The sequence below is a fragment of the Streptomyces sp. 13-12-16 genome (genome assembly GCF_002114215.1).
Taxonomy (GTDB): Bacteria; Actinomycetota; Actinomycetes; order Streptomycetales; family Streptomycetaceae; genus Streptomyces.
The window spans coordinates 7,745-29,098 of the sequence record NZ_NCTE01001500.1 but is presented as its reverse complement, the minus strand read 5'-3'; the positions used below and the strand labels follow the sequence as shown (position 1 = coordinate 29,098).

Here is a 21,354-nt window from a genome sequence, read left to right as displayed (position 1 = left end):
GCGTCCTGCCTGTCGGCATCGTAGCGGAAGCGGCGAGGAACGGGCCGTCAGCCAGTCGCGGTCCAGGCGCCGCTGAACAGTGCGTACTCCAGCAGGTCAGGGGCCGCACCGGGCTGCCAGGCTTTTGTGCCGGCGAGCTGCCGGGTGGCTGCGCGCATGAAGGAGAGATAGACGCTGTACCGGTGGGGCGTCCAATCCCATTCGGCCCAGACCCAGGCTGCCACCGTGCCGTCGGGATCCAGACCGCTCTCGCGGCCGACGGCGACCGCGAGCGGGCGCAGACGCAGGGAGAGCACCCGGTCGAGGATGAGCGGCTGCGGGCCCGGCACGGCCGGCAGCGCCTGGCCGGCGAAGTACAGGAACTTGGTGAAGAAGGACGGGCCGAATTGGGGAACCGCCTTGTGGAGCACCGTGTAGGCGTCCACCGCGCCCTGATCGCGCAGGGCCGTGACCGAGGCGGCGAGGGCCTCATCCAGAAGGTTCTCAGCCGCCAGAATCTTCTGCAAGGTGAAGGGCCCGCTGCCGCCGGGTGTGCCGCTCTTGCCCTTGCCCCATACGTAGGTGGCGACCAGGGCCTCCCTGAACGCCTCACGCTGCAGCGCGTCGGCGACCATTGCGGTCACCTCCGCCCGGCTGATGTGGGCATCACCCGCGTGGGATGTGGACGCAAGTCCTGCGGGCCACGGGGTGGTCGGCGCCCACCGCGCCGGGGTGTATGCGACTGCGTGGGCTTGAGGCGTTCCGTCTGGGCAGGTCTGCTTGTTCTTCGCCCACCAGTGGCCCAGTGCTGTCAGCGCCTCCTCGGGCAGCAGGCGCACCGCCATTTCCCGGTCCACCGCGTCCGCCCGGTCCTGTCTGTTCATACCGCCCCCTCCACCTGGATACCCGCCCATCTCACCAGTTCCGATGCGTGAGCGGCGTCTGTCCCCACCATCGGCGCCCGTGATCTGGCAGGAGCGTCACCGTAGTCAGCCTCGTATCCGGCTGCGGCGCCTCAAGGACAGCCCGGTCACTGTCGTCACGGTGGTCTGGCTCGGCCAGCCGGGGGTGGGCAGTGCGGCCGTCCGGGCCAGCCCTCGACCGGGGCCGGGAGGGTCACCGTCTACTCTGCTTCCTCGATAGGCACCAAGTAGGTACCATGCGGGTATGCCGTCACTGAATGTGTCCTTCACCGAGGAAGAGATGGAAGGCGTGCGTGCTGCTGCCGCCGCTGAGGGCAAGAGCCTCAAGCAGTACCTGCACGACCTGGGCGTGCGCGAGATGCACCGTAGGCGGTTCGTGGCGGGCGCTGCGTCCTGGGCGGACAGGTTGCACGAGGAGTTCGACGCGGCGTTTCCGGAGGAGGTTCCTCCCTCCGAGCGCGACCGGGGAGCCACTGCCGCCTGATGAGCGAGACCTTGTACGTAGACGTCTCCTGGCTCCTGGACGTTCAGGACATCGCTCTCGGTCACGACGACGTGTCCGTCACCGACTACTCGGCCCTTGTCGCGGCCGTCGTCCGCCACAAGACCCGCACGCCGACGCTCGCCGAGTCCAACCCCGACGCCGCATGGCGTGCCGCCGCGCTCCTGCACACCATCGTGCGGCTCGAACCGCTCCCCCACCGCAACAGCCTCTTCGCCGCCTTCGTCACCACCCAGTACCTCGACCAGTCCGGTGAAGGCATCGACCCGCCCTACGGAGCGCTGTCCGACCTGATCAGAAAAGCCCGCGAGACCCGGCTGAAGATCTACGATATCGCAGACACACTCCGCTCCTGGCGCATCTGAGCGGCCGGCGCCGCCGACGGACGAGCGGCGGCCCGCGCCACCTCACCGGTCCCTTCCCTACCGGAAGTCGGGAGCAGTCAGTCCGCCGGAGTCCTGCCTGGGGAAGTACCCGCGCCAGGTCGCGGCGTATGCATTCGGCTTCGCCGCGGACCTGAGCGGAGACATCTCCGCGCTCGGCCGCAGCGTCCGCTGGCTCAACGACCACCATCCGGACCGCCCGAGCGCACCCTGTTGCCGCGCGCGTGAGTCTGAATCGGTTGCCCGACGCCCGCAGGCGCCTTCCGGTCGGAGAGACGGGGTTTGTCAGCGGCATCTGGTGAACTGGGCGCGGCGGAACCGAGGATGCTTTTGGCCGGGTCGGAGGGTTGAAAGCGTGGACACCGAGATGTTCCTCAGCAGCAGGGACGGCTGGGTCGCGCCATGAGTGCTCGATGTCGAGACGGTCGAGTCGCCGCAGTTCGGCCCTCCGGCCGGCCGAACGGATCTGGAGGTCGCCATCGCGCTGACCCAGCTGCTGTACAACGACTTCGTCTCCTACGGCACCGACGGCCAGGGCAGGCGCCTGGACGACAAGAACGTCCCCCTCGTCATGAAAGCCCACCGCACCGTCCTGGAACGTTTCGCATTAAAGCCACCTGTCTGGCCGTTTCGAACGTTCGACGGGCCACGCGGTTTTGGCACCTACTGGCACGCCAACTGGATGAGCGGCAGCTGGCAGGCGAGGCAGGACTGCGTCGAACAGATGCTGTGCGAGCCGTCCGGCCACTCCGAAGGGGGCCATCCCCACGGGAGCAGGGAGCAGACGGACTTCGGCGTACTCCCACCGCTCAAGAACGGACCATCCCCACGGGTGCGGGGAGCAGACAGCCGAGCAAGCTGGGCGGCCCTTCGGCGCAGGGCCATCCCCGCGGGTGCGGGGATGGCCCCTGTCCGTGTTTGTGGGCTGACTCGCCGGGCTGCTGCTCCCCGCACCCGCGGGGATAGTCCCTACTTGCGCTCCAGGTCCAGGGGGTTGTCGTCGGCGTCGATGTACTGCTCGACGTTGGTGTAGCCCATGTTGAGGGAGTTGCGGCGGCGCTTGCCGATGGAGATGACGCGCAGTTCCAGGCGCTTGGTCCAGTCGGCCACATCGGCCGGGGAGACCGGCCCGATGTCGCACTGGCGCAGCCAGAGCACGGGGTCGAAGCGGTCGGAGGTGCCGGTGAGGGCGCCAGCGAGGTTGAAGGCGATGTTTCGGCGGGCGTGGAAGTCCTGGTCGTCGGATTCAGCGATGGCCGCGGAGATGGTTTCGTAGTCGGCGCGGCTCATGTTGCGGTTCGTGGCCATGGGGCCCCTCCTGGCTCGAGGTGGTTACTGTTCGGGGGGTACGGCACGGGCCGCCGGACTCGAATGTCGAGTCGGACGGCCCGCACGCAGGGGGTGCGTATGAATCACGCAGCGATGGACGTGCGCTGTCCTCCGATGGCGTGGGCGCTGCTCAGACGGGCGGGCTGACCGGCGTTGTCTCTGGCCCGGCGGGCGGAGGTGCTGTAGGAGGACGTGCGGGAGCCCTTCCAGGCGCTCTTCGCCTGCTCTCCGCACCCGTGGGGATGGTCCCGACAGCGTCACGCACGAGGACCGCGTCTATGTCCGTCGCGCCGCCGTCGCAGGACAGCAAACGCCAGGTGCCAGGCGTCCAGGCGAAGACCGCGTCCTGGCCGAAGCGCCGCCCGAGTTCACGTGCCGCCGAGTCGCTCAGGCCGGCGACGGCGACGCTCTGCTCGATGTGCGTGCCGTGCACATCGCTTCCCGTTGCGGGCCACCACGCGAGCCCTCGCCGGCCGAGCTCGTCGAGGAGCCGGGCCTGGGCGCGGGCGTTGTCCTCGGTGAGGGCTGGGCGGCCGTGGGGGTCGTACGCCGTGACGACGTGGAGGGCGACGGTGCCGGCAGGTCCCGGGAGTTCGGGGAAAGGGCCCTCGGCCGTGCCCCGCGGACGCGGTTTGATCCGTACTGTTCGGTCCGGGAATCGGATATCGACGACCGTCCGCCGGTAGAGTTCCCAGTTCGGGGGTGTGGTCACAGCGTCAGTGACCTGCATGAGGGCCTCCTGGGGACGAAGGACCCCCTTACCCACCGGCAGGGAGATCGGTGCTCGCTCCCACAAGGCCGTGGGAGCCGGTCCTCGGCGCGATCGGCGTCGTGACCGAGCGGAACGATGCCACACCACCGGTCAAGGGGCAAAGCGTCGTGGATCACATTGTGCAAGATCCGGACGGGTGTTAGGTTCGCGCTCGGTCACGGGTCTCAGCGTCAAGCCCCGGCTTGCTGGACGACATCCCGTTCGCCGCTATTGCCCCGGGTGACGACCAGCCCAGCGCGCGGTGCGTTGGGAAACCGCAGATCACCGGGATGCGGACGTGCACTACCGGGGTCCATCGACTCCGAAGGGTTGACCGCCCGTGCCCGTTTCCGACGCGATCCCCGAATCGCCGATGAGGTGGCAGGCCCAGAAGCCTGATCCGACACCCGAACCCGTCATGTCCGCAGTCGCAGAGCCGGGCCGCGCGGGCCTGGTGACCATCGGCCTTGACGCTACCCGGGCGCTGTTCCACACGGCTCAGGCGAGCGGCTCCAGTCGGCCAGGACTGACGAGATCTTCGACCAGTGGCTCGACAGCGGATTCGACGTCGCCTTCTACCGCAACGCGAACCGGCCCCGATGGCGTCCCGCTATGTGCAACACCGTTGTCTTTGGCGGGAGAGGCTGCTGTCAAGGGGCCCATCCGTCAGGGATCACTTCGGTGCAGGGGAGTACTTCTGGGCCTTCCGAGGATGCCGTTTCCGGTTGAAGGGGTACTTGCCGGGCGCTGTCACGTTGGCTGAGTTGGTGGGATGATCTTCTGGTTGATCACGCGGAGGGGTTGTCCGTGGACAGCGCGTCGCCGTCGTACAAGGGGCATCGGTACCCGGTCGAGGTCATCTCCCACTGCGTGTGGCTGTACTTCCGCTTCCCGCTGTCGTTCCGGGAGGTCGAGGAACTGATGCTTGGACGCGGTGTGGTCGTCTCGTACGAGACGGTCCGGCGGTGGTGCGCCAAAGCGCGGGCAGGGCCATGTGGGGCTGGGACATCCGCAGGGACGGGTCCGGCTCGCCGAACGTGACCCTCACCGTGTACGGCATCGCTTCGCCGGGTTGCGGTGTCGGTGGTGCGGCACGGTCCGGCGGCTTCACCAAGGCAGCCGCAGGGCCTGTGATCCGCGGGAGCGAGGCGGGCTTGGGCATCGGCGCGTGCGCGTCGCTGCAGGCGGGTGGCTGGAAGGGGGGCCGCTTGGGCGGGACGGCCCGGGCCACGGTTCTGTCGGGGACTCGTGGGTCTGCTTCCAGGGCCCGCCACGCCTGGGCCGGGTCGTGGAGGGGCGATGGCAGCGGGCGGCCCTCGGCCAGGGCGGTGAGCCCTGCGGCGATCCAGTCGAGGTCGGTGAGTCCGGCCGCCTCACAGGCGCGGCGTGCGGCCAGCAACGCTGTTGTCCGCTGGGTCTCGGGCGTGGCGGCGTCGATGGCATGGATGAGGGCCGGGTCGAAGGCGAGCAGGCCGCGCACGTTGCCACCGACCTTGCGCAGGGCGCGGCTCGGTGATCGTCCGCCCCACTGCCACCGTTCGTGGGCGAGCCGGCGTTCTTCCTCAGCTTGTTCCTGCGCGAGGCGGGCCTGGCGTTCGGCCGGTGTGGGTGGGGCGGGCTGTCGGCGGGCGTAGTCGTGCCAGTACGCGGCAGTCGCCGAGGTCTGTTTCAGGACGCGGTCCGGTGCGGGCGGAGCGGGCCAGAACTGCAGCAGGTAGCAGTCCAGTTACGGCTCGTCGTCCAGCCGGGTGTCCTGGCGGTGTGCCTCGTCCATGCCCTGGGCGCAGTAGCGTACCCGGTAGTCCGTCTCTTCCAGGTCGAGGTCCCAGGAGGCCTCCCCCGCCCACTGCACGAGAGCGCTGCCGGTCGAGACGGGACGAAAGGACACCTCCACGACGTCCTCCCACACCGGATCCAGCGGCGGGGCCTGATCGTGCACCTCGACGGTGAAGCCGACGCTGCCCGTGTGCAGCCCGGTCGACAACCACAGCGCGCCCGGTACCGCAGCCCCGCACAGCCCGGCGCTCTGCCCAGCAAAAGACTCCCGGAGGTCCGGACCGAAGCTGTCCGGATCACTCTCGATGTAGATCTGGCCGTAGTGCACGTGGACTTCGCCCTCAACTGGCCTGCGCACCCTCATCCCCTCGTCGCCGGGAACGCCTGATGCCCGACAACCTACGGCACGGCACTGACATGGCGCCGTGCCGGTCTCAGCGTCGCTAAGCACCCAGCTCAAGGCCGAGGCACCCACGACCAGCCCGGCACGACGACGCAGAGGCGCGCTGATGGGGCGGACATGACATCCACCAGTCACAGGACTTGAGCGGAACCCGGAGCCGTGAACAAAGCCAGCTTGTGGGGGCACGGCTGTTCGATGAGCCTGCCGGTACACGGCCCGCGTGAGCCCCGGACAGGACTTCGTCCGCGACCAGCTCCGCAGGCGCCGGATCCTACCCGTCATCTCCCGCAAGGGGCCCCGAACATTCAGGGCATGGGCAAACTCCACTATTGATCAGAAACTCATGGGGTTCTCGTCCAGGACGTAGCGGACGTGCGGGCCACCGAAGAGCTCGTAACACGATCTTGTTGAAGCGTGCTGGTGGGGTGTAACCGGTGTGACGATTCGGCCGTTCGCGGGGTGTGGGTACTCGACCGTGGATCGTGGACGATGAGTTGTGGGCGCTGATCGAGCCGTTGCTGCCGCCGTGGCCGGAGCGGTCCCCGGGGCCACGACCGGTGGCAGATCGACTCTGCCACCAGGGCATCCTGTTCGTCCTCTACAACGACATAGCCTGGCAACTCCTGCCCCTGGAGCTGGGGTTCGGCTCGGGGCAGACCTGCTGGCGGCGTCTGGAGCGGTGGCAGAAAGCAGGGGTCTTCGACCGGCTGCACTGGGTTCTGCTCGCAAAGCTGAACGCGGCCGGCGAACTCGACTGGTCACGTGCGTGCGTGGACGGCTCTCACATCCGTGCGGAAAAAGGGGGCGCCGACACCGGTCCGTCGCCGGTCGACCGGCGGAAAACGGGCAGCAAACACCACCTGATCTGCGACGGACGCGGCACCCCGCTCAAGGTCATCACGACTGCGGCCAACGTCAACAACGTCACCCAGACCCTCGCCCTGGTCGACGGCGTCCCGCCCGTCGCGGGCCGCCCCGGCCGGCCCCGCCGCGGGCCCGAAGCCCTACTCGGCGACAAGGGCTACGACTCCAATGCCCACCGCGACGAGTTGCGTCGCCGACGGATCCTGCCCGTAATCTCCCGCAAGGGATCACCGAACATCAAGGGCCTGGGCAAGCTCCGCTACGTCGTCGAGCAGACCTTCGCTCTGCTCCACCAGTTCAAACGCCTCGCCGTCCGCTGGGGCCGCCGCACCGAACTCCACGACGCCTTCGTCTCCCTGGCCTGCAGTCTCATCTGCTGGCGACGGCTTCGGGAGCCCCAAAACGACTGACCGGTGTCAGGGCAGGCCAGGGCCCAGCGGGCTGCTTCAGAACGTTGGTACCCTCCGCACCTACGGCGAGGCAGGGGAGACGATCATGGGAGCCGTGCCGTCGAGCCCTCCGAGCCGCCGGTTCAGAGGAACTCGCCTCGGTGTCCTCTTCGGTGGACTGACCGCAGTGGTTTCCACTACTGCCATAGGGAATGCATGGGCTGCTTGTGACATCGGCAACGGCGTAACCAATGGCATGACTTTGCTGGTTCTTGCGCCTCTGATATGGATCGCCGCTGCGGTTCCGTTGGTGATCCTGCACAGCACCCTCGGAAGACGTCATCGCAGGACAGCCCTGGCTGCAGGGCTCATCTTCGCCCTATGGTTCGCCTGGTTCCTTGTCACATGGCTCGGCATGCCGGACTCCTACCCCGCCCCGTTGTGCCCGGGCAATGTCCCACCCTGGTGGCCGAGCTTCATCCCAGCATGACTCCGGCGTAGCCCGTGAACGGCCCCGGCACCGGCAACCTCTCAACAGCGCCCCGGCCAGCCCTGAGCAATTGTCAAAAGCTGTGGATCGGTAGCCGTTCACCATGACTCGTGGTTCAGGCGGATGAGCCCTTCGATAGAGCCCAGGCGGGCCTGCAGGGTGGGGTCCGGGGCCGGGGTGGTGGTCAGCAAGAGCACCTGGGCCGTGGGGTGTTCGGGGGCATAGAGGTCGTCTTCGCCGTCGTCGCCGGGAATTGGGTTGGGCTGGATCTCGATTCGTCTGTCGGGGCTATCGGCGAGGTGGTAGATGCCCCGGTAGTCGCTCTCGCGCTCGGTGAAGACCAGGCTGAGGCGGTCACTGACGAGCCGGACCAGCTCGTTGGCGGTGTGGGTGCTGGTGCCGTACGTGTGGTGGTCGGTCATGGTGGACAGACCTTATGCCGCGAGGCTGGCGGGGCGTTCGACGAGATGGCCGCGTTCGAAGGGGGCTCCGGCCCGGACGAGGGCGACGAGGTGGGGTGCGTTCACGGCCCGCCACCGCTGCTGGGCGGACCCGACGAGCTTGAAGACCATGGCCAGGGCGGCGGTGCGGGAGCCGGCGCCGCGGGTGACCCTGGTTCGCAGCCGGACGGTGGAGAAGGTCGACTCAATGGGGTTCGTGGTCCGCAGGTGGATCCAGTGCTCGGCCGGAAAGCCGAAGAACGCCAGCAGCTCCTCCTGATCGTCGGTGATCTTCTTGACCGCCTTGGGGAACTTCGCGCCGTAGAGCTTGGCGAACGTTTTGATCGCCTGCACCGCGTGGTCGCGGTCCTCGGCGTTGTAGATGTCCTGGATGGCCTTCTTCGCGCCGGGCTGCGCGGACTTCGGCATGGCGTCCAGGACATTGGCCGTTTTGTGAACCCAGCACCTTTGCTCACGGGTGTCGGGGAACACCTCGGCCAGCGCCTTCCAAAAGCCCAGGGCGCCGTCGCCGACCGCGAGCACGGGGGCGCGCATGCCCCGGCGGGCGCAGTCGCGCAGGAGATCCGCCCACAACTCGCCCGACTCGCGGTAGCCGTCCTTGAGCGCGATCAGCTCCTTGGAGCCGTCGGTACGCACGCCGATAAGCACGAGCACGCACGCCTTGGCCTCCTCCAGGCGGACCTTGAGGTGGATGCCGTCGGCCCACACGTACACGTAGTCGACCTCGGAGAGGTCGCGGTCCATGAAGGCGGCGTGGTCAGCCTGCCACTGCGTCGTCAGCCGGGTGACCGTGGCCGGGGAGAGCCCGGCCGAGCTGCCGAGGAACTGCTCCAGGGCGGGCACGAAGTCGCCGGAGGACAGGCCGTGCAGGTAAAGCAGGGGGAGCACCTCGCTGATCTTCGGGGACTTGCGGCACCACGGCGGCAGGATCGCGGAGGAGAACCGCTTGCGCTCGCCTGTCTCGGCGTCGACGCGCTTGTCGTTGACTCGCGGCGCCTTCACCTCGATCACGCCGGCCGCGGTGGTGACCTTCCGGGGTTGGTGGTAGCCGTTGCGTACCACCAGGCGACGGCCACGCTCGTCGCGCTCATCAGCCAACTCGGTTATGTAGGCGTTGACTTCGGACTCCAGCGCGGCAGCCAGCATCCTTCGTGCGCCCTCCCGGACGATCTCGTCGATCAAGGAGGAGCCGTTGGCGGTGCTGCCGTCGGCGTCGTTCACTACGCTGAGCATGGACGTGCCTTCCCGGCCGGTGCTGCGAACACCGGTCTTGCTCGGTGACCAATCAATCAATCACCCGGGAAGGTACGTCCTTCCCGAGCTGATCCACAGGTCTTGAGCATTGCTCGTGGGCGCGAGGGCGGCCAGGAGGTCGACGGCCTCGCGTATGTAGCGGTAGGCCGTGGCGATCCCGATGCGGAAGCCTGCGGCGAGGCGGGCGTAGGTGTCGCCGCAGCGCAGGTGGGCCAGGACGAGCAAGGCCTGTCGGCCGGAGGGCAGGCGACGCCACCGGGAACCGATCCGGCGGCGGTGACCTGCGAGGAGACCGGAGAGGTGTTGCAGGGTGCGGCTGGACAGATCGATGCCGGACGGGTAGACAAACACGCGAAAGCTCCTGGCGGACTGGTGATCTTGGTCGTGAACCCGTCTACCAGGAGCTTTCTTCATGCTCGCCGCCGGGAGCGCCGTCCAACCACCCGACAGGTTGGAAACGGCTCAGTAACTACGATCCGTTGAGGCAGTCGGCAAACCTGTGGCACATGAGTACCGTCCCGGGCCAGGATGCGGCTATGCGTGATGTCCAGAGCGATCCCGAGTTGCAGGATCTGGTTCGGCGGTTCGTCACGCCTGATCGGCGATACCTTCGGTTGGGCGGGAGCGTTTTCCGGTTGTGCCCCGTCGAGCGCTCCGCGTTTGTGCGGGATCTGGCTCAGGCTGCGTACGAAATCGCTCCGGCGGAGCTCGGCGTCCTCTTCGAGGGTGGATGGCGCGAGCGCAAGACTGCCGCCTGGCTGGTTGCTATGGCCCACAGGTCCGAGTTCCGCGAGCTCATAGGACGGCTCCTGCTGGCCAGCGAGGGGCCGTATGCGGGCGCGGCATACTGCGTCGCCCTTGTGAAGTTCGGTACTGCAGCGGATGCCGAACTGCTCAGCGCATACCTTGATCACTACTTGTCGCGTCCCGACCTCGACTACGACCAGGCAGTCGTCCTTGGGACGTTTCTGTACCTCGATGAGATTCTCGGCTCCGAGTACACGACACGGTTTCTTGCCTCGGCCGGTCCCTGGGACCGATGGCTCGAAGTCCGGGCCGTGGCGGCTCTCGACCCGCATGACTGTCGGCAGGCCGTGCAGCAACTGTGCGCCTTCGTCGACGAGACCGCTGAGGTCTTCGCCTCGCTGGCCTGCGGGAGCTGATCATGACCGAGCGGGACGTCATCCTTAACGAACTCGCCCAAGGACTGCGCCCGATGTCACAGGGCATCGAGTGGTTCGACACCCACAGCCCGGAGGAGCAGGCCGAGATACTCCTGTTCCTGCGCCACCACTGCGTGCAGGCGCGCGCCGTCACCGAAGACGGACCGGAGAGCATCCGACGTGCCGGGCTGCGCCCGACGCACACCCCGACGGTCTTGATCACCTGCGGCCCGATCGACCAGCAACTGGGGAAGATCGCCGGCCTCACCCCTGTCGACGAACGACGCAAGGCGTTCCGGCTACTGGTCGAGGTCCTCGCGGTCGCAGACGAACGGCGCCGCGAACGCTTCTGCTCCGGCGGATGCGGTCACTGGTGGCACAACCTGCCCGTCGCCGACGGGTGAGGACGAGTCCCCCGCCGCTGGCCTCCGCCCCTGGACTCCATGTGCGGCAAGACGGACTGACAGCAGTGTTCATGCGCTCGTGTCGTCGGCGGCGGAGCCGATCACGGCGCTCAGGGCCTGCAAGGTGTCATCGTATTGGTGGCGGTCGAACTGGAACGGACCGAATGCCACGTAGTCGCGGGTCTTGCGGTGGGGTTGCTCGAAGGCGTCCCAGGTTACGAGATCCGCTGTCGCGGTGATGCGGGCCATGAGCGGCCAGCACCCCCACTCACCGCATTCACAACCGAGGACGGGGGTCTTCGGCCCCATCGCGCTAGTGGACAGTCCGAGGAAGTGGTCCTGCATCGGGCCGAACCGGAAGAACTCCGGAATCAGACCACCGTAGGCATCACCTGCAGGCTGCATCCCGGCCGCGATCTCGTACTCATCGATCAGCTCGGTGAGTGGTGCTCCATCGATGTGAGGGACGACCACGAGCGGACCCCTGTCGCCACGGTGCTGGCAATCGAACCGGATCTCATTGCTGATCATCCCGCGATTGTCTCAGCGACCCTGCTCCCTCCTTCTGGGCGGGGTGAGCCGGGGCCTTGCGCGACATGCCGAGGTTGATCGCCACGCTGCCGGGCGCGGAGTCGATCTGGTCGATTCTGGATTCGGCGCCGGCGAGGCTGACGCGCAGGCCCTCGATTTCGCCGAGCCAACCCTCTTTCTCGGCTTCGGCGATCCGGTCGAGGAGGTTGTCGCGGATCTCCACCAGGCGGCCGCGCTGGGCGGGGTCGGGGCGCAGGAGAGAGCAGCGGACAGAGTCAGGAGCGCCCGTGCTCGCGGTTGAGCTCGTGGTAGCCGCGGAAGTCGAAGAACCGCAGGCCGTCGATCACCGCTCCAGACAGGATTTCCGGCAGGTCCAAGGGTGGGGGGGTGTAGTCGTCCGTTGCCACGCCTCCATGCTCAAGCAGCAGCGCGATCATTCGGTGAACCTCTGCGGTGCCGTCGATCCGCCCGGAGATGTCGATCTGCATCGCCCAAGTGGGGTGATGTCCGACGGCCGCTTCGAGGATCACCACATCCTCGGGATCCCAATCGGAGAAGAGGTAGCCGGTCTGCTCATCGTCGATGTCGATGTAGAGGTTGCCGTCCAGAGTCCATGGATTGCGCTGCTCGGGCAGATGCCGATTGAGCGAGGCGTCGGTCGCAGCTCGCTCACCTGCGGGAAATACGAAGACAGTTCGCATGGGTTGGAGCGTAGGCAGTTCAGCTTCGTGGCGACCATGGATTTCAGGGACGGTGCTGGCCCGTCGACGTAGTGGTGGTGCGGATGCTGCAACGGGGTCCACACCGTGGGCGTCGTCTACGAGGACAAAAAGCCCCAGCACCTCACCATCCAGGTAACCGGCGGAACCTCCGTCTGGAAAATCGCGGTGATCTCCGGAAACCACCAGCCCTGACATAACCTTCGCCAGGACCCACATCCCTATCTCCGGCCAGACGCCGGGCCCGGCCCCCACGGCACCGCAGCTGTGACGTCCCCAGCCCAGACGCTGCAGAGCATTCCGGCGACCGAACAGGTCACGCCCCGCCCAGGGGAGCTTGGGCGGGGCGCGGACGCGGGAGGTGAGTGTGCTTACCTCACCGCGCTGGGACTGGGGGTGGGTGCAGGGCTCTCGCTTTCCGCGGTGGCCTTGTTGCCCCCTCCGAGCAACAGGACCAGGGCGGTGATGACCGCGGCGGCGGAGGCGATGGCGCCGACGATGTCGCCGCGGCTGGCCGGCGCGGAGGACGCGCGGGTGTGCCGGTAGACGATGCAGCCCACCATGATGCCCACGAGCAGGATGGCGGCGCCGAGGGGCTCGATGTACACGGTCACTGGACGCCCTCGCTTCGCGAGGTCCTCGTGGCCCTCTTCGTGGCGGAGGGCGCGGTGGCCGTGGTGGTGAGGAGAGTGTGCATGGGAAGGGAGGTCCTCTCAGCAACGCCTGCGGAGACCAGAGCCGGCCGCTCCGGACGGAAGTCGATGCCCTGAGCGTCGAACACCGCCTCCCCTTGCCGGAAGTCGCACCACCAGAAGTCATCTCCGGTGCGATCATTGCCTCTTGCGCAACGCATCCGGAGGAGCCGTGAGCGGTGGTAGGGGCAGGCGACCGGACCTGGGACCGGTCAAAGAAGATGTGAGCGAACCGGTTCTGGCCTTCGTCCTGCGCCTGCGGGAGCTGTACGAGGAGAGCGGCTGGCCCTCCCTGCAGGCCTTCGCGCAGGCAGTCGGATACAGCAGAGGGACCATCTCGCGCTTCCTCTCCGGCGACCGGCAGCCGAAGGCGTACTTCCTGGACAAGCTCTTCGCCGCGATGGAAGACCGGACGGGCCGCCCTGTGACCGAGGCCGTCCGGGCGGATACGCGGCGGTTGTACTTCGAGTCCATCCGTCTCAAAACACCGGCCGAGTATCAGCTCTTCCGCATGGAGGAGGAGCTCCGAGCCGCGCACGACGAGACGCGCCAACGCCTGGACGAGCAGCTGAAAGCACATGACACGGACCGGAAAGCGCTCACCGGACAGATCGCCGAACTCACCGACAACCTGCGGCGCATGGAACATGAGTGGCAGGATCTCCTCCACCGCAGTGAGCGCCTCACCGAACAGGCGCGTGTCGAAGGCGAACGTCGGAAATTCCTGGGACAAGTCCTCGAGGAAGTCGCGCGGTTGCAGGACGGACTGGTACTGGCCCTCACGCCTCCACAGCAGCCGCCGGAACACTGGCCCCTCACCGGTCTGGTCCTCGGCGACCGCACCGGGAAGGTGGACGAGATGGCCTTGTCGCCCGGCGGAGCCCTGATCGCGAGCGTGGGCTCGGACGGCACCCTGCGGTTCTGGGAGCCAGCAGCGAGCCGGTCGCCGGTGCGTACCCTTCACCACGACCGGCCGGTCCTGGCATTGGACTTCCATGTCGGCCGCCGTCTCCTGGCCACGGCCTGCCAGGACGGAAGCGTCTGGCTCTGGAAGCTGGCCGCAGGCCGGTCCGCCGAGCCCGAACGTCTCGGGTCCGAGATCACCGATGTGCGTGCGGTAGCCTTCGCGCCGCGCGGCGACGGGCTGCTGGCGATCGCGGGCCTCGGAGGCAGAGCCGTCGAGTTGTGGAAACCGGACCGCGACGGGGCCACTCCCGGGTCCCCGAGCCGGCGTGTGCGCTTTCTCCGGGACGAGGACACCGGCAGGCCCCCGCCGCCGGGCACGCGGGTGGGCCGCTTCAGCGGCTATCGGTTGTACGAGGGCTTCGGCGGCCACACCGACGGGGTCGACGCGCTCGCGTTCTCGCCCGCTTCTGGACTCCTGGCGACCGCCGGCGTCGACGGAACCGTCAAGTTGTGGGACTTGGCGGTGGGGACGCCGGCCGCTGGGCCGCTCAGCGGCCACGAGGGCCCCGTGCGCGCGATCGCGTTCTCGCCGGACGGGCGCCGCATCGCAAGCGGCGGCGCGGACGGGACCGTACAGCTCTGGGATCCGGTCACCGCCTCCCCGACGGGGCAACCGCTGACCGGTCACACCGGGGCCGTCAGGTGCGTGGCTTTCTCACCGGACGGACAACTGGTGGCAAGCAGCGGTGACGACGCGACCGTGCGGTGCTGGTCGCCAGCGGCCGGCCGGCCGCTGGGCAAACCGCTCACCGGCCACCACGGACCCGTCACCGGCGTGAGCTTCGCACCGAATGGAAGCTTACTCAGCACAACGGGAACGGACAGGACGCTACGACTATGGCCGCGCCCGGCAATCTGACGTTGCATCGGATATCGGGCCGAACCAGACTCGGAGGTTGCCCATCCGACGGAGCGACGAGTCGGGTGCCAACGGCGCCGCTCCGTCGTGGCCGTCGAGATCCCGAAGCCGCCCCGGCGGAAGAACGCGGCAGCTGTCCCCTCAGAGGCTGCGGGCAGTGATGTAGCCGTAGGCGGTGGTCACGCGGATGGTGAGGCCAGCGACTGAGGTTGATCCCCGGGTGTGGACACCGGGTTTCACGCGACGAGTGGCAGAGTACGTGACGTGGTCAGTTGCTGTTCGAATTCGGTTGGCGTGAGGTAGTCGAGCGCGGAGTGCCGACGGCGCCGGTTGTAGTACGACAGTCGGCGGAACAGCTCGAGCCGCGTCTCTGCCTTCGAGGCCCAGTGCCTCCCGTGGAGCAATCCGCGCTTGAGGCCCTGGAAGAACGACTCGGCGAGGGCACTGTCATAGCTCGAGCCGGCGCGTCCCATGCTGCGGCGGATCCCGTGCCGGCGGCACACCTCGGCGAAGGCGGCCGCACCGTATTGGGCGCCCCTGTCGGTGTGGAAGACAACGCCGTTCACCCGGCCGCCACGGGCAGCCGCGGCCATCTCGATCGCATCGGTGACCAGCAAGGTGCGCATGTGATCGGCGATCGACCAGCCCACCACCCTCCTCGAGTAGATGTCGATCACCGTGGCGAGGTAGAGCCAGGTCGTCCCGACGGCTACGCAGGTGATGTCGCCGCACCACCTGGTGTCCAGCGTGTCCGCGGTGAAGTCGCGCATCACCAGGTCCGGCGCGGGCGGCGCCGTGCGGTCAGCAATCGTCGTCCGCTTCTTCTTCCGCAGGTGCCGGCCGACGATGTGGTTGACCCGCATCAGCCGGGTGACGCGCTTGCGGTTGATCCTCCGTCCCCTCGCCCGCAGCTCGGCATGGACGCGCGGAGCGCCGTAGGCGCCATGGTGCTCGGCGTGGATGGCACGGATCTCGGCCACGGTCCGCTTCTCCTCGGCCTGGCGCCCGACGCGGGCGGGCTCGGTGGCCAGGTGCCGGTAGTAGCCGGCGCGGGACGCCCCGAGCACCCGGCAGATCCGCTTGACGCCGAAGGCGGCACGGTTGTCGGAGATGAAGTCCCAGCGGCGGGGTCTCACTTCACCTCCCGGGCGAAATAGGCGGCTGCCCGGCGCAGGATCTCGCGCTCCAGATGCCACTCCTTCTCGGCCTTGAGCAGCCGGGCGTTCTCCGCCCGCAGCCGGGCCAGCTCCTCCGCCTCGCTCCCGCCCGCGGCACGGCGTCCGGGCACGGCCTCGGCGTCGTCCTTACGGACCCACGTCCGCAGCGACTCCGCAGTGATGCCGAGATCCCGGCCACCGCCGCGTACGTCCGCTTGCCCGCCGCAGCACGGTAGAGCGCGACGGCGTCCTTCCGGAACTCCTCCGGGTACGCAGACTTGCGTCCCACCTGGACATCCCTCCCTGGATCATCAAGATCCATTGTTAGGATGTCCACTCCAAAGGATCAGCCTCAGCAGCTCACCTCAACCACATGATCCGAACTTCGAACAGTTCCTAGGGCGGCCTGCTGCACCGGGGTTCGGGCAGTGCGCGCGGCACGTGCGTGTGTGGACATGGCAGATCCCTGATTCAAGCGTGAAGGCAGGCCCGGCTGTCCGGTCCACCATAGCCCTCCCCGTGTGCCCCCAGCCGTCGCAGACATGTCACAGCAACACCATGCGCACACAGGCCTGGCGGCTGCGGCCTGCGGTCATAGCCGATCCGCCGCACGAGGCGGCGTCAGCCCATCAGATGAGCAACGGAGCGGGCCCGCTCCCACATGCCGGGGACCTGCTCGCTCGGACGCTGCTGTTCGCCGTGCAGGGCGTTGAGCACCACCAGGCACCCGGTCAGGGCTGGCACCGCCCACTGAGCGGCGGCCAGCTGCCGCCGTGCCTTGTCCACGTCGATCGGATGCTTGTGCGCCTTTTCGGCGTCATCAGGATCCGTGGAGGAGGCCAGCTCGACCTTCTTGCCCAGGACGCGGGCCCAGGCGGTGGCGGCCAAAGCCGCAGCGGTGACGACGGTCTTGGCCGTGGTGGAGGCGGCCACACCCTGCTGGGTGGCGACCCGGTGCGCGTTCACGGCAAGCAGCCCGCCGCCGCCGAACAGGTGCGCGCCGATTGCGGCCGCATTGACCGGCGCCCACTTACCCCAGCCCGATGACGCGATCCGGTCCCGCGTCACCTCCGTGCTCCCTTCGTCCTGGGCCGCACCGTTCAGGCCGATCGCTCCCATCAGCGAGCCCCCGAACCAGGCGGCCAGACCAAGATCGTGCAGACTGCGGATGGCGGTATTGCGTTCAGACATACAGGGCTCCTTCAGGGGCGGTCACAAGGGCTCGGCCGACGTGGACGGCAGCCCTCCACCACCCTCACCGCATTCCGGATGCCCCGCCATCACACCAGGCCAGATGGGTGCATACCGCACAGCGCCATTCGCAGTCCTGTAAGGGTTCGCCACTTGTTGTGGCACGCCGCCTGCCATTCGTCTTCACCTTGGCCCGGCGCCGCGCCGGGCTGGCAACGAGGGAGGCGGCCCCTCGAACGGGTCTGTCAAACGAGCGGTGTAACTCGGGTAGTTGGGGCTACTGATGGGCTGCTGACAGGCGGCCGTCGAAGGTGATGTCGAAGGCGTTCAGCGCGGTCTTCCAGCGCATGGTCCAGCGGGCCTGGCCCTTGCCGGTGGGATCGAGCGACATGATCGCCATGTAGACGCACTTCAGGGCGGCCTGCTCGTTGGGGAAGTGCCCGCGGGCCTTGACCGCCCGCCGGATGCGGGCATTCACCGACTCGATCGCGTTCGTGGTGCAGACGATCCTGCGGATCTCGGTGTCGAAGCGCAGGAACGGGGTGAACTCTTCCCAGGCGTTCTCCCACAGCTTCACGATCGCCGGATACTTCCTGCCCCAGGCGTCGGCGAACTCGGCGAACCGCTCCAGGGCCGCTTCCTCGGTCGGCGCCGTGTAGACGGTCTTGAGGAGCTTGGCGGTCGTGTCCCAGTCCTGGCGGGCTGCATAGCGGAAGGAGTTCCGCAGCAGATGCACCACGCAGGTCTGCACGATGGTCCGCGGCCAGACGGTCTCCACCGCCTCGGGCAGGCCCTTGAGCCCGTCGCAGACCAGCATGAGGACGTCGCTGACGCCGCGGTTCTTGATCTCGGTGAGGATGTGCGGCCAGTGCTTGGCTCCCTCGCCGCCGTCGCCGGCCCACAGGCCCAGGATCTCCCGCCGGCCCTCGACCGTGACCGCGAGGGCCACGTAGATCGGCCGGTTGGCGACCGCGCCGTCGCGGATCTTCACGTGGATGGCGTCGATGAAGACGACCGGATAGACGGCGTCGAGGGGCCTGCTCTGCCACTCGGCCATGCTCTCGGGGACCTTGTCGGTGATGGTGGAGATGGTCTGCCGGGAGACCTCGGCGCCATAAACCTCGGCCAGGTGGGCCTGCACCTCGCCGGTGGTCAGGCCCTTCGCGGCCAGCGAGATGACCATCTCGTCGACGCCGGTCAGGCGCTTCTGCCGCTTCTTGACGATCTTCGGTTCAAAGGAGCCGTCCCGGTCGCGGGGCACGACGATCTCCACCGGGCCGACGTCGGTCAGCACGGTCTTGGAGCGTTTGCCGTTGCGGGAGTTGCCGCCGTTCTTGCCCGCCGGATCATGCTTGTCATAGCCGAGGTGGCCGGTGATCTCGCCCTCCAGGGCGGGCTCCAGAAGCCGCTTGGTCAGCTGCTGGAGCAGTCCGCCCTCGCCGGTCAGCTGCAGGCCCTGGGCCCGGGCCCGGCTCACCAGCTCGTCGATCAGCTGGTCGTCCACGGCCTTCGCCGACACAGCCATTGCCGACTCGACAGCGTCCTGCTCAGCCACGTTCTCACTGGCCATCGATGCATCCTCCATGATCGGGAGTTACACCGAACGATTTACAGTCCCCCACTTGGGACGGGACGGGGAGCGTGGCCGACGCCTCCAGGTCACCGAGGCCCCTGGTGCTGGACTTTGCGAGAGCAAATAACATGACCTGGTCGACCGCGAAGAGTTCCGGGCGGCGTGCCGCTGAAACGCGCCCGTCATGGACTGACGTGGACGCCCACGGACGGGATTTGCGACCTGTGCCGTGTGGTGCCGTTGTGGTTCGAACCGGAGGGCAATCCTGACAGGCTTCGCTGCGGCCTCAGGCCGCGTCCCACAGGTCGGCGTCCAGGAAGCGCGCTGCCTTGGTGATGCTCCCCGGCGTCAGATGCCGGTAGGTGCGGTACGTCTCCTCGATCGACTTGTGCCCCATCCACTCGGCCACGTCGGTGATCGGGCCGCCTCGGCATGGCGCGGGAAGAAGCTGGCGCACATCCCCGCACGTCCAAGGGGCAGTGTCTCGCGGTCCTGTTGGGGGGCAGGTTCCGTGTTCGGAGACAGGACGTCCCGGCGGGTCCGCAGGCGGCCGCGGACGCCGCCCAGGGTGACGGACAGGCCGGAATGGTGCCGCCGAAACCCGCTCACCGTCGGCTTCGCTCCGTCCAGACCGTGCCTCGGGCCTCGTACTCGAGCATCTCCTCCAGACCGATCGCGGCGTCCGCGCCGAGTTCCCGGCGCACCAGCCAAAGGGCGAGGTCCAGTCCGGAGGTGACCCCGCCGGCGGTGACCAGGTCGCCGTCGTCGACCACGCGGGCGTTCTTCAGCACGCCGCCCTGCCGCTCCAGGTCGGCCCGCGCTCGATGATGGGTGGTGCAGGGGCGTCCCGAGGTCAGCCCGGCGGCGGAGAGCAGCATCACGCCCGTGCACAGCGCGCCGACGGTCAGGCCGGGACGGGTCGCGGCGGCCAGGGCCCGAGGCAGGGAGCCGCGCCGGATCTCGGCCCACACCCCGGGATCCTCGCGGCGCGCGTACCCGCCACCGGGGACGACGAGGAGGTCCGCCTCCTCGGGGGCCCACCCGTGGTCGACGCGCAGCCTGGTGCCGTAGGCGGCCTCGACGGTACGAGGGCCGTCGAGCGTGACGTAGCGGACCTCCACCTCCCGGTCGGCGAAGTAGCCAGAAGCGGAGAACACCTCGTACGGGGCGGTGAAATCGAGTTCCTCCACACCGTCGAACATGACGACGTGTACGCGTAAAGGCCGGTCTCGCCCGGGAGCTCGGGAGGCCGCCGCGTCGGCCCGGGTGGCGGCGCCGGCCGTCAGTGTCGCGGCCCCGAGTGCGGTGGTGGCGTGCAGGAGGGTACGGCGGTTCATCTCGGTCGGTACTCCAGTTCTCGGTCGGTCACGTGTGAGGGAGGGGCTCGTCCGCCAGGTACGGCGGTGCCGGGTCGTACTGGAGGGCCCGGCGCACGGCGCGGGCATGCTCGCGCCCGTGCAGGCGCCCGACGAGCCACAGGGTGCTGTCGATGCCGGCGGAGACGCCCTGGCTGGTGAGCAGATTGCCGTCGACGACATAGCGGGCGTCCCGTACGACGGTGACGTCGCCGCGTCCTTCGAGCGCCACCTCGTACTGCCAGTGGGTGGCGACCCGACGGGACCGGGCCGGGCCGGCGGCGTGCAGCAGGAAGGCCCCGGTGCAGACGCCGACCACCCAGGTCGCGCACGCGGCAGTGCCGGCGAGCCAGTCGGTGACCCGCTCGTTGTACGGCTCGACCTCCCGGGCGCCGTGACCGCCCGGTACGAGGACGACGTCCAGCGGCGGATGGTCGCCGAGTGTGTGATCCGGCAGTACCCGCATGCCCTGGGAACACCGGACGGGCGCGGAGCGCTCGGCGACGAGCAGGACGTCGTCCGCGCCGTCACGCAGTCCGGAGGAGGTGGTGAACACTTCCCACGGACCGGTGAAGTCGAGTTCCTGCGCCGAGTCGAACAGCAGGATTCCGTAGGTGGTCATGCTCAGTTGCCCCAGCGCGCGGCGTCGGCCATGGTCTCCATCCGGGTCCTGTGCGGCGGCATGGACCTCTCCCGCAGCAGTTCGGACGCGATGGAGAAGAGCGGGGCCTTCTCCGGACGGTGCCGTGCCTGGGCGACGATCTCGTCGGTGAGGGTGGTGGCCATGGACAGCCGCGGATGGGCGGCGTGGATCGCGGCCCCGGTGGCGTCGTCGACACAGTCCGTGTTCCAGCCGAAGTCCATGCCGGTCCCCTGGTGCACCAGGGCACACAGGGTGCCGCGGCGCTCGGCGATGCCCGGCGTCGTGTGCAGGGCGATCGCCTCCCAGACGGCGTCGACGTCGGCGGTGGGCAGACCCTGCGCGGTGAGGAACTCCGCGGCCGTGTCGGCGCCGTCCACCTCGAACCGCTGGTGGCGGTCACCGGCCTGCGTCAGGCCGATGTCGTGCAGGACGCAGGCCAGGAACAGCAGCTCCGGATCGTAGTCACGGCCCGGCTCCGCGCCTTGGTGGTCGGCGCGGAGCCGGGCGAACAGCGCGCTGCGGACGCTGTGGTTGGCGGTGGCGGTGGACTCCGTCTCGCGTACCAGGGCCAGCGCGCGGCGGGCGAGGGGAGTGTCG

Annotated in this window: 21 protein-coding genes, 4 pseudogenes and 1 riboswitch; of the genes and pseudogenes, 7 read left to right on the top strand and 18 right to left on the bottom strand. The window is 68.4% G+C overall.

Translation table 11 applies throughout. From position 1 onward, the window contains the following. Positions 1-47: 47 nt before the first annotated feature. Positions 48-863, bottom strand: a complete 816-nt coding sequence (locus tag B7767_RS43615) for a hypothetical protein (protein WP_143653050.1) — start codon at positions 861-863, stop codon at positions 48-50. Between the two features lie 283 nt (positions 864-1,146). Between B7767_RS43615 and B7767_RS43610 the strand changes: the two genes are divergently transcribed. Both B7767_RS43610 and B7767_RS43605 read left to right on the top strand, forming a co-directional pair. Beyond that, positions 1,147-1,386: a hypothetical protein gene (locus tag B7767_RS43610; RefSeq protein WP_085576598.1), complete on the top strand. Its 240-nt coding sequence runs from the start codon at positions 1,147-1,149 to the stop codon at positions 1,384-1,386. Continuing rightward, on the top strand, positions 1,386-1,769 hold the full coding sequence (locus B7767_RS43605) for a toxin Doc (protein WP_085576597.1): 384 nt from the start codon (positions 1,386-1,388) through the stop codon (positions 1,767-1,769). The genes B7767_RS43610 and B7767_RS43605 overlap by 1 nt, the downstream gene beginning before the upstream one ends. A gap of 987 nt (positions 1,770-2,756) precedes the next feature. Here B7767_RS43605 and B7767_RS43600 read toward each other — a convergent pair. Further along, on the bottom strand, positions 2,757-3,095 hold the full coding sequence (locus B7767_RS43600; protein ID WP_085576596.1) for a hypothetical protein: 339 nt from the start codon (positions 3,093-3,095) through the stop codon (positions 2,757-2,759). A 151-nt stretch (positions 3,096-3,246) separates the two neighbouring features. Continuing rightward, positions 3,247-3,846, bottom strand: coding sequence for a DUF3293 domain-containing protein (locus tag B7767_RS49510; RefSeq protein ID WP_085576595.1), 600 nt, complete (start codon positions 3,844-3,846; stop codon positions 3,247-3,249). A 195-nt stretch (positions 3,847-4,041) separates the two neighbouring features. Next, positions 4,042-4,151, top strand: a riboswitch (SAM riboswitch). Positions 4,152-4,674: 523 nt separating this feature from the next. Between B7767_RS49510 and B7767_RS48985 the strand changes: the two are divergent. Next, positions 4,675-4,845 (top strand): annotated as a pseudogene (locus B7767_RS48985) (IS6 family transposase); the annotation flags it as partial. A 748-nt stretch (positions 4,846-5,593) separates the two neighbouring features. Here the strand turns inward: B7767_RS48985 and B7767_RS48980 are convergent. Then, positions 5,594-6,001 (bottom strand): hypothetical protein, encoded by a 408-nt coding sequence (locus tag B7767_RS48980; RefSeq protein WP_256923796.1) that lies wholly within the window; start codon positions 5,999-6,001, stop codon positions 5,594-5,596. A 524-nt stretch (positions 6,002-6,525) separates the two neighbouring features. Here B7767_RS48980 and B7767_RS43580 point away from each other — a divergent pair. Further along, positions 6,526-7,320 (top strand): IS5 family transposase, encoded by a 795-nt coding sequence (locus tag B7767_RS43580; protein WP_373408290.1) that lies wholly within the window; start codon positions 6,526-6,528, stop codon positions 7,318-7,320. Between the two features lie 567 nt (positions 7,321-7,887). On the opposite strand, the gene B7767_RS43570 is transcribed toward B7767_RS43580, so the two are convergent. From B7767_RS43570 to B7767_RS43560, 3 genes and pseudogenes are all read right to left on the bottom strand, one after another. Continuing rightward, entirely contained in the window at positions 7,888-8,211 is a 324-nt protein-coding gene (locus B7767_RS43570) for a hypothetical protein (RefSeq protein WP_085576592.1), read from the bottom strand. Between the two features lie 12 nt (positions 8,212-8,223). After that, positions 8,224-9,483, bottom strand: coding sequence for an IS256 family transposase (locus B7767_RS43565; protein ID WP_085576591.1), 1,260 nt, complete (start codon positions 9,481-9,483; stop codon positions 8,224-8,226). 114 nt (positions 9,484-9,597) lie between these two features. Next, positions 9,598-9,855: pseudogene (locus tag B7767_RS43560) on the bottom strand (transposase family protein); the annotation flags it as partial. Positions 9,856-10,040: 185 nt separating this feature from the next. On the opposite strand from B7767_RS43560, the gene B7767_RS43555 reads away from it, so the two are divergent. Further along, the gene (locus tag B7767_RS43555) at positions 10,041-10,667 is read left to right on the top strand and encodes a DUF6000 family protein (protein ID WP_085576590.1); all 627 of its coding nucleotides are present in this window, start codon (positions 10,041-10,043) and stop codon (positions 10,665-10,667) included. Between the two features lie 2 nt (positions 10,668-10,669). Then, complete coding sequence (locus B7767_RS43550) at positions 10,670-11,071, top strand: DUF5958 family protein (protein WP_085576589.1); 402 nt, start codon at positions 10,670-10,672, stop codon at positions 11,069-11,071. A gap of 69 nt (positions 11,072-11,140) precedes the next feature. Here B7767_RS43550 and B7767_RS43545 read toward each other — a convergent pair whose 3' ends face one another. The 4 genes from B7767_RS43545 to B7767_RS43525 all read right to left on the bottom strand — a co-directional run bounded on the left by B7767_RS43545 (position 11,141) and on the right by B7767_RS43525 (position 12,935). Further along, a complete protein-coding gene (locus tag B7767_RS43545) occupies positions 11,141-11,602 on the bottom strand; it encodes a hypothetical protein (protein ID WP_085576588.1) in 462 nt (153 codons plus the stop codon). Further along, positions 11,589-11,825, bottom strand: a complete 237-nt coding sequence (locus B7767_RS43540) for a hypothetical protein (protein ID WP_256923795.1) — start codon at positions 11,823-11,825, stop codon at positions 11,589-11,591. Before B7767_RS43540 ends, B7767_RS43545 begins: the two co-directional genes overlap by 14 nt. A gap of 52 nt (positions 11,826-11,877) precedes the next feature. Further along, entirely contained in the window at positions 11,878-12,303 is a 426-nt protein-coding gene (locus B7767_RS46050; protein WP_143653048.1) for a hypothetical protein, read from the bottom strand. Positions 12,304-12,692: 389 nt separating this feature from the next. Further along, positions 12,693-12,935: a hypothetical protein gene (locus tag B7767_RS43525; protein WP_085576585.1), complete on the bottom strand. Its 243-nt coding sequence runs from the start codon at positions 12,933-12,935 to the stop codon at positions 12,693-12,695. 502 nt (positions 12,936-13,437) lie between these two features. Between B7767_RS43525 and B7767_RS43520 the strand changes: the two genes are divergently transcribed. Continuing rightward, positions 13,438-14,838 (top strand): WD40 repeat domain-containing protein, encoded by a 1,401-nt coding sequence (locus B7767_RS43520; protein WP_179167569.1) that lies wholly within the window; start codon positions 13,438-13,440, stop codon positions 14,836-14,838. 236 nt (positions 14,839-15,074) lie between these two features. Here the strand turns inward: B7767_RS43520 and B7767_RS43515 are convergent. The 7 genes and pseudogenes from B7767_RS43515 to B7767_RS43490 form a co-directional block, all read right to left on the bottom strand. Beyond that, a pseudogene (locus B7767_RS43515) lies at positions 15,075-16,284 on the bottom strand (IS3 family transposase). Positions 16,285-16,616: 332 nt separating this feature from the next. After that, the gene (locus B7767_RS43510) at positions 16,617-17,186 is read right to left on the bottom strand and encodes a hypothetical protein (protein WP_085576583.1); all 570 of its coding nucleotides are present in this window, start codon (positions 17,184-17,186) and stop codon (positions 16,617-16,619) included. A gap of 277 nt (positions 17,187-17,463) precedes the next feature. Further along, entirely contained in the window at positions 17,464-18,711 is a 1,248-nt protein-coding gene (locus B7767_RS43505) for an IS256 family transposase (protein ID WP_179167571.1), read from the bottom strand. A gap of 334 nt (positions 18,712-19,045) precedes the next feature. Then, positions 19,046-19,186: pseudogene (locus tag B7767_RS48975) on the bottom strand (integrase); the annotation flags it as partial. A 178-nt stretch (positions 19,187-19,364) separates the two neighbouring features. Beyond that, positions 19,365-20,096, bottom strand: coding sequence for a DJ-1/PfpI family protein (locus B7767_RS43500; RefSeq protein ID WP_085576581.1), 732 nt, complete (start codon positions 20,094-20,096; stop codon positions 19,365-19,367). A gap of 28 nt (positions 20,097-20,124) precedes the next feature. Next, positions 20,125-20,736: a DJ-1/PfpI family protein gene (locus B7767_RS43495; protein ID WP_085576580.1), complete on the bottom strand. Its 612-nt coding sequence runs from the start codon at positions 20,734-20,736 to the stop codon at positions 20,125-20,127. Between the two features lie 2 nt (positions 20,737-20,738). Next, positions 20,739-21,354, bottom strand: a 616-nt coding sequence (locus B7767_RS43490) for an HD domain-containing protein (RefSeq protein WP_085576579.1), incomplete at its 5' end; no start/stop codon positions are given.

What these genes read in the sequence shown, in the direction of transcription:
- B7767_RS43505 (WP_179167571.1), bottom strand. Translation starts at nt 18,711, where the DNA reads ATGGCTGTGTCGGCGAAGGCCGTGGACGACCAGCTGATCGACGAGCTG.
- B7767_RS43615 (WP_143653050.1), bottom strand. Translation starts at nt 863, where the DNA reads ATGAACAGACAGGACCGGGCGGACGCGGTGGACCGGGAAATGGCGGTG.
- B7767_RS43600 (WP_085576596.1), bottom strand. Translation starts at nt 3,095, where the DNA reads ATGGCCACGAACCGCAACATGAGCCGCGCCGACTACGAAACCATCTCC.
- B7767_RS43550 (WP_085576589.1), top strand. Translation starts at nt 10,670, where the DNA reads ATGACCGAGCGGGACGTCATCCTTAACGAACTCGCCCAAGGACTGCGC.
- B7767_RS43555 (WP_085576590.1), top strand. Translation starts at nt 10,041, where the DNA reads ATGCGTGATGTCCAGAGCGATCCCGAGTTGCAGGATCTGGTTCGGCGG.
- B7767_RS43545 (WP_085576588.1), bottom strand. Translation starts at nt 11,602, where the DNA reads ATGATCAGCAATGAGATCCGGTTCGATTGCCAGCACCGTGGCGACAGG.
- B7767_RS43570 (WP_085576592.1), bottom strand. Translation starts at nt 8,211, where the DNA reads ATGACCGACCACCACACGTACGGCACCAGCACCCACACCGCCAACGAG.
- B7767_RS43605 (WP_085576597.1), top strand. Translation starts at nt 1,386, where the DNA reads ATGAGCGAGACCTTGTACGTAGACGTCTCCTGGCTCCTGGACGTTCAG.
- B7767_RS46050 (WP_143653048.1), bottom strand. Translation starts at nt 12,303, where the DNA reads ATGCGAACTGTCTTCGTATTTCCCGCAGGTGAGCGAGCTGCGACCGAC.
- B7767_RS49510 (WP_085576595.1), bottom strand. Translation starts at nt 3,846, where the DNA reads ATGCAGGTCACTGACGCTGTGACCACACCCCCGAACTGGGAACTCTAC.
- B7767_RS43510 (WP_085576583.1), bottom strand. Translation starts at nt 17,186, where the DNA reads ATGTCTGAACGCAATACCGCCATCCGCAGTCTGCACGATCTTGGTCTG.
- B7767_RS43565 (WP_085576591.1), bottom strand. Translation starts at nt 9,483, where the DNA reads ATGCTCAGCGTAGTGAACGACGCCGACGGCAGCACCGCCAACGGCTCC.
- B7767_RS43610 (WP_085576598.1), top strand. Translation starts at nt 1,147, where the DNA reads ATGCCGTCACTGAATGTGTCCTTCACCGAGGAAGAGATGGAAGGCGTG.
- B7767_RS43500 (WP_085576581.1), bottom strand. Translation starts at nt 20,096, where the DNA reads ATGAACCGCCGTACCCTCCTGCACGCCACCACCGCACTCGGGGCCGCG.
- B7767_RS43495 (WP_085576580.1), bottom strand. Translation starts at nt 20,736, where the DNA reads ATGACCACCTACGGAATCCTGCTGTTCGACTCGGCGCAGGAACTCGAC.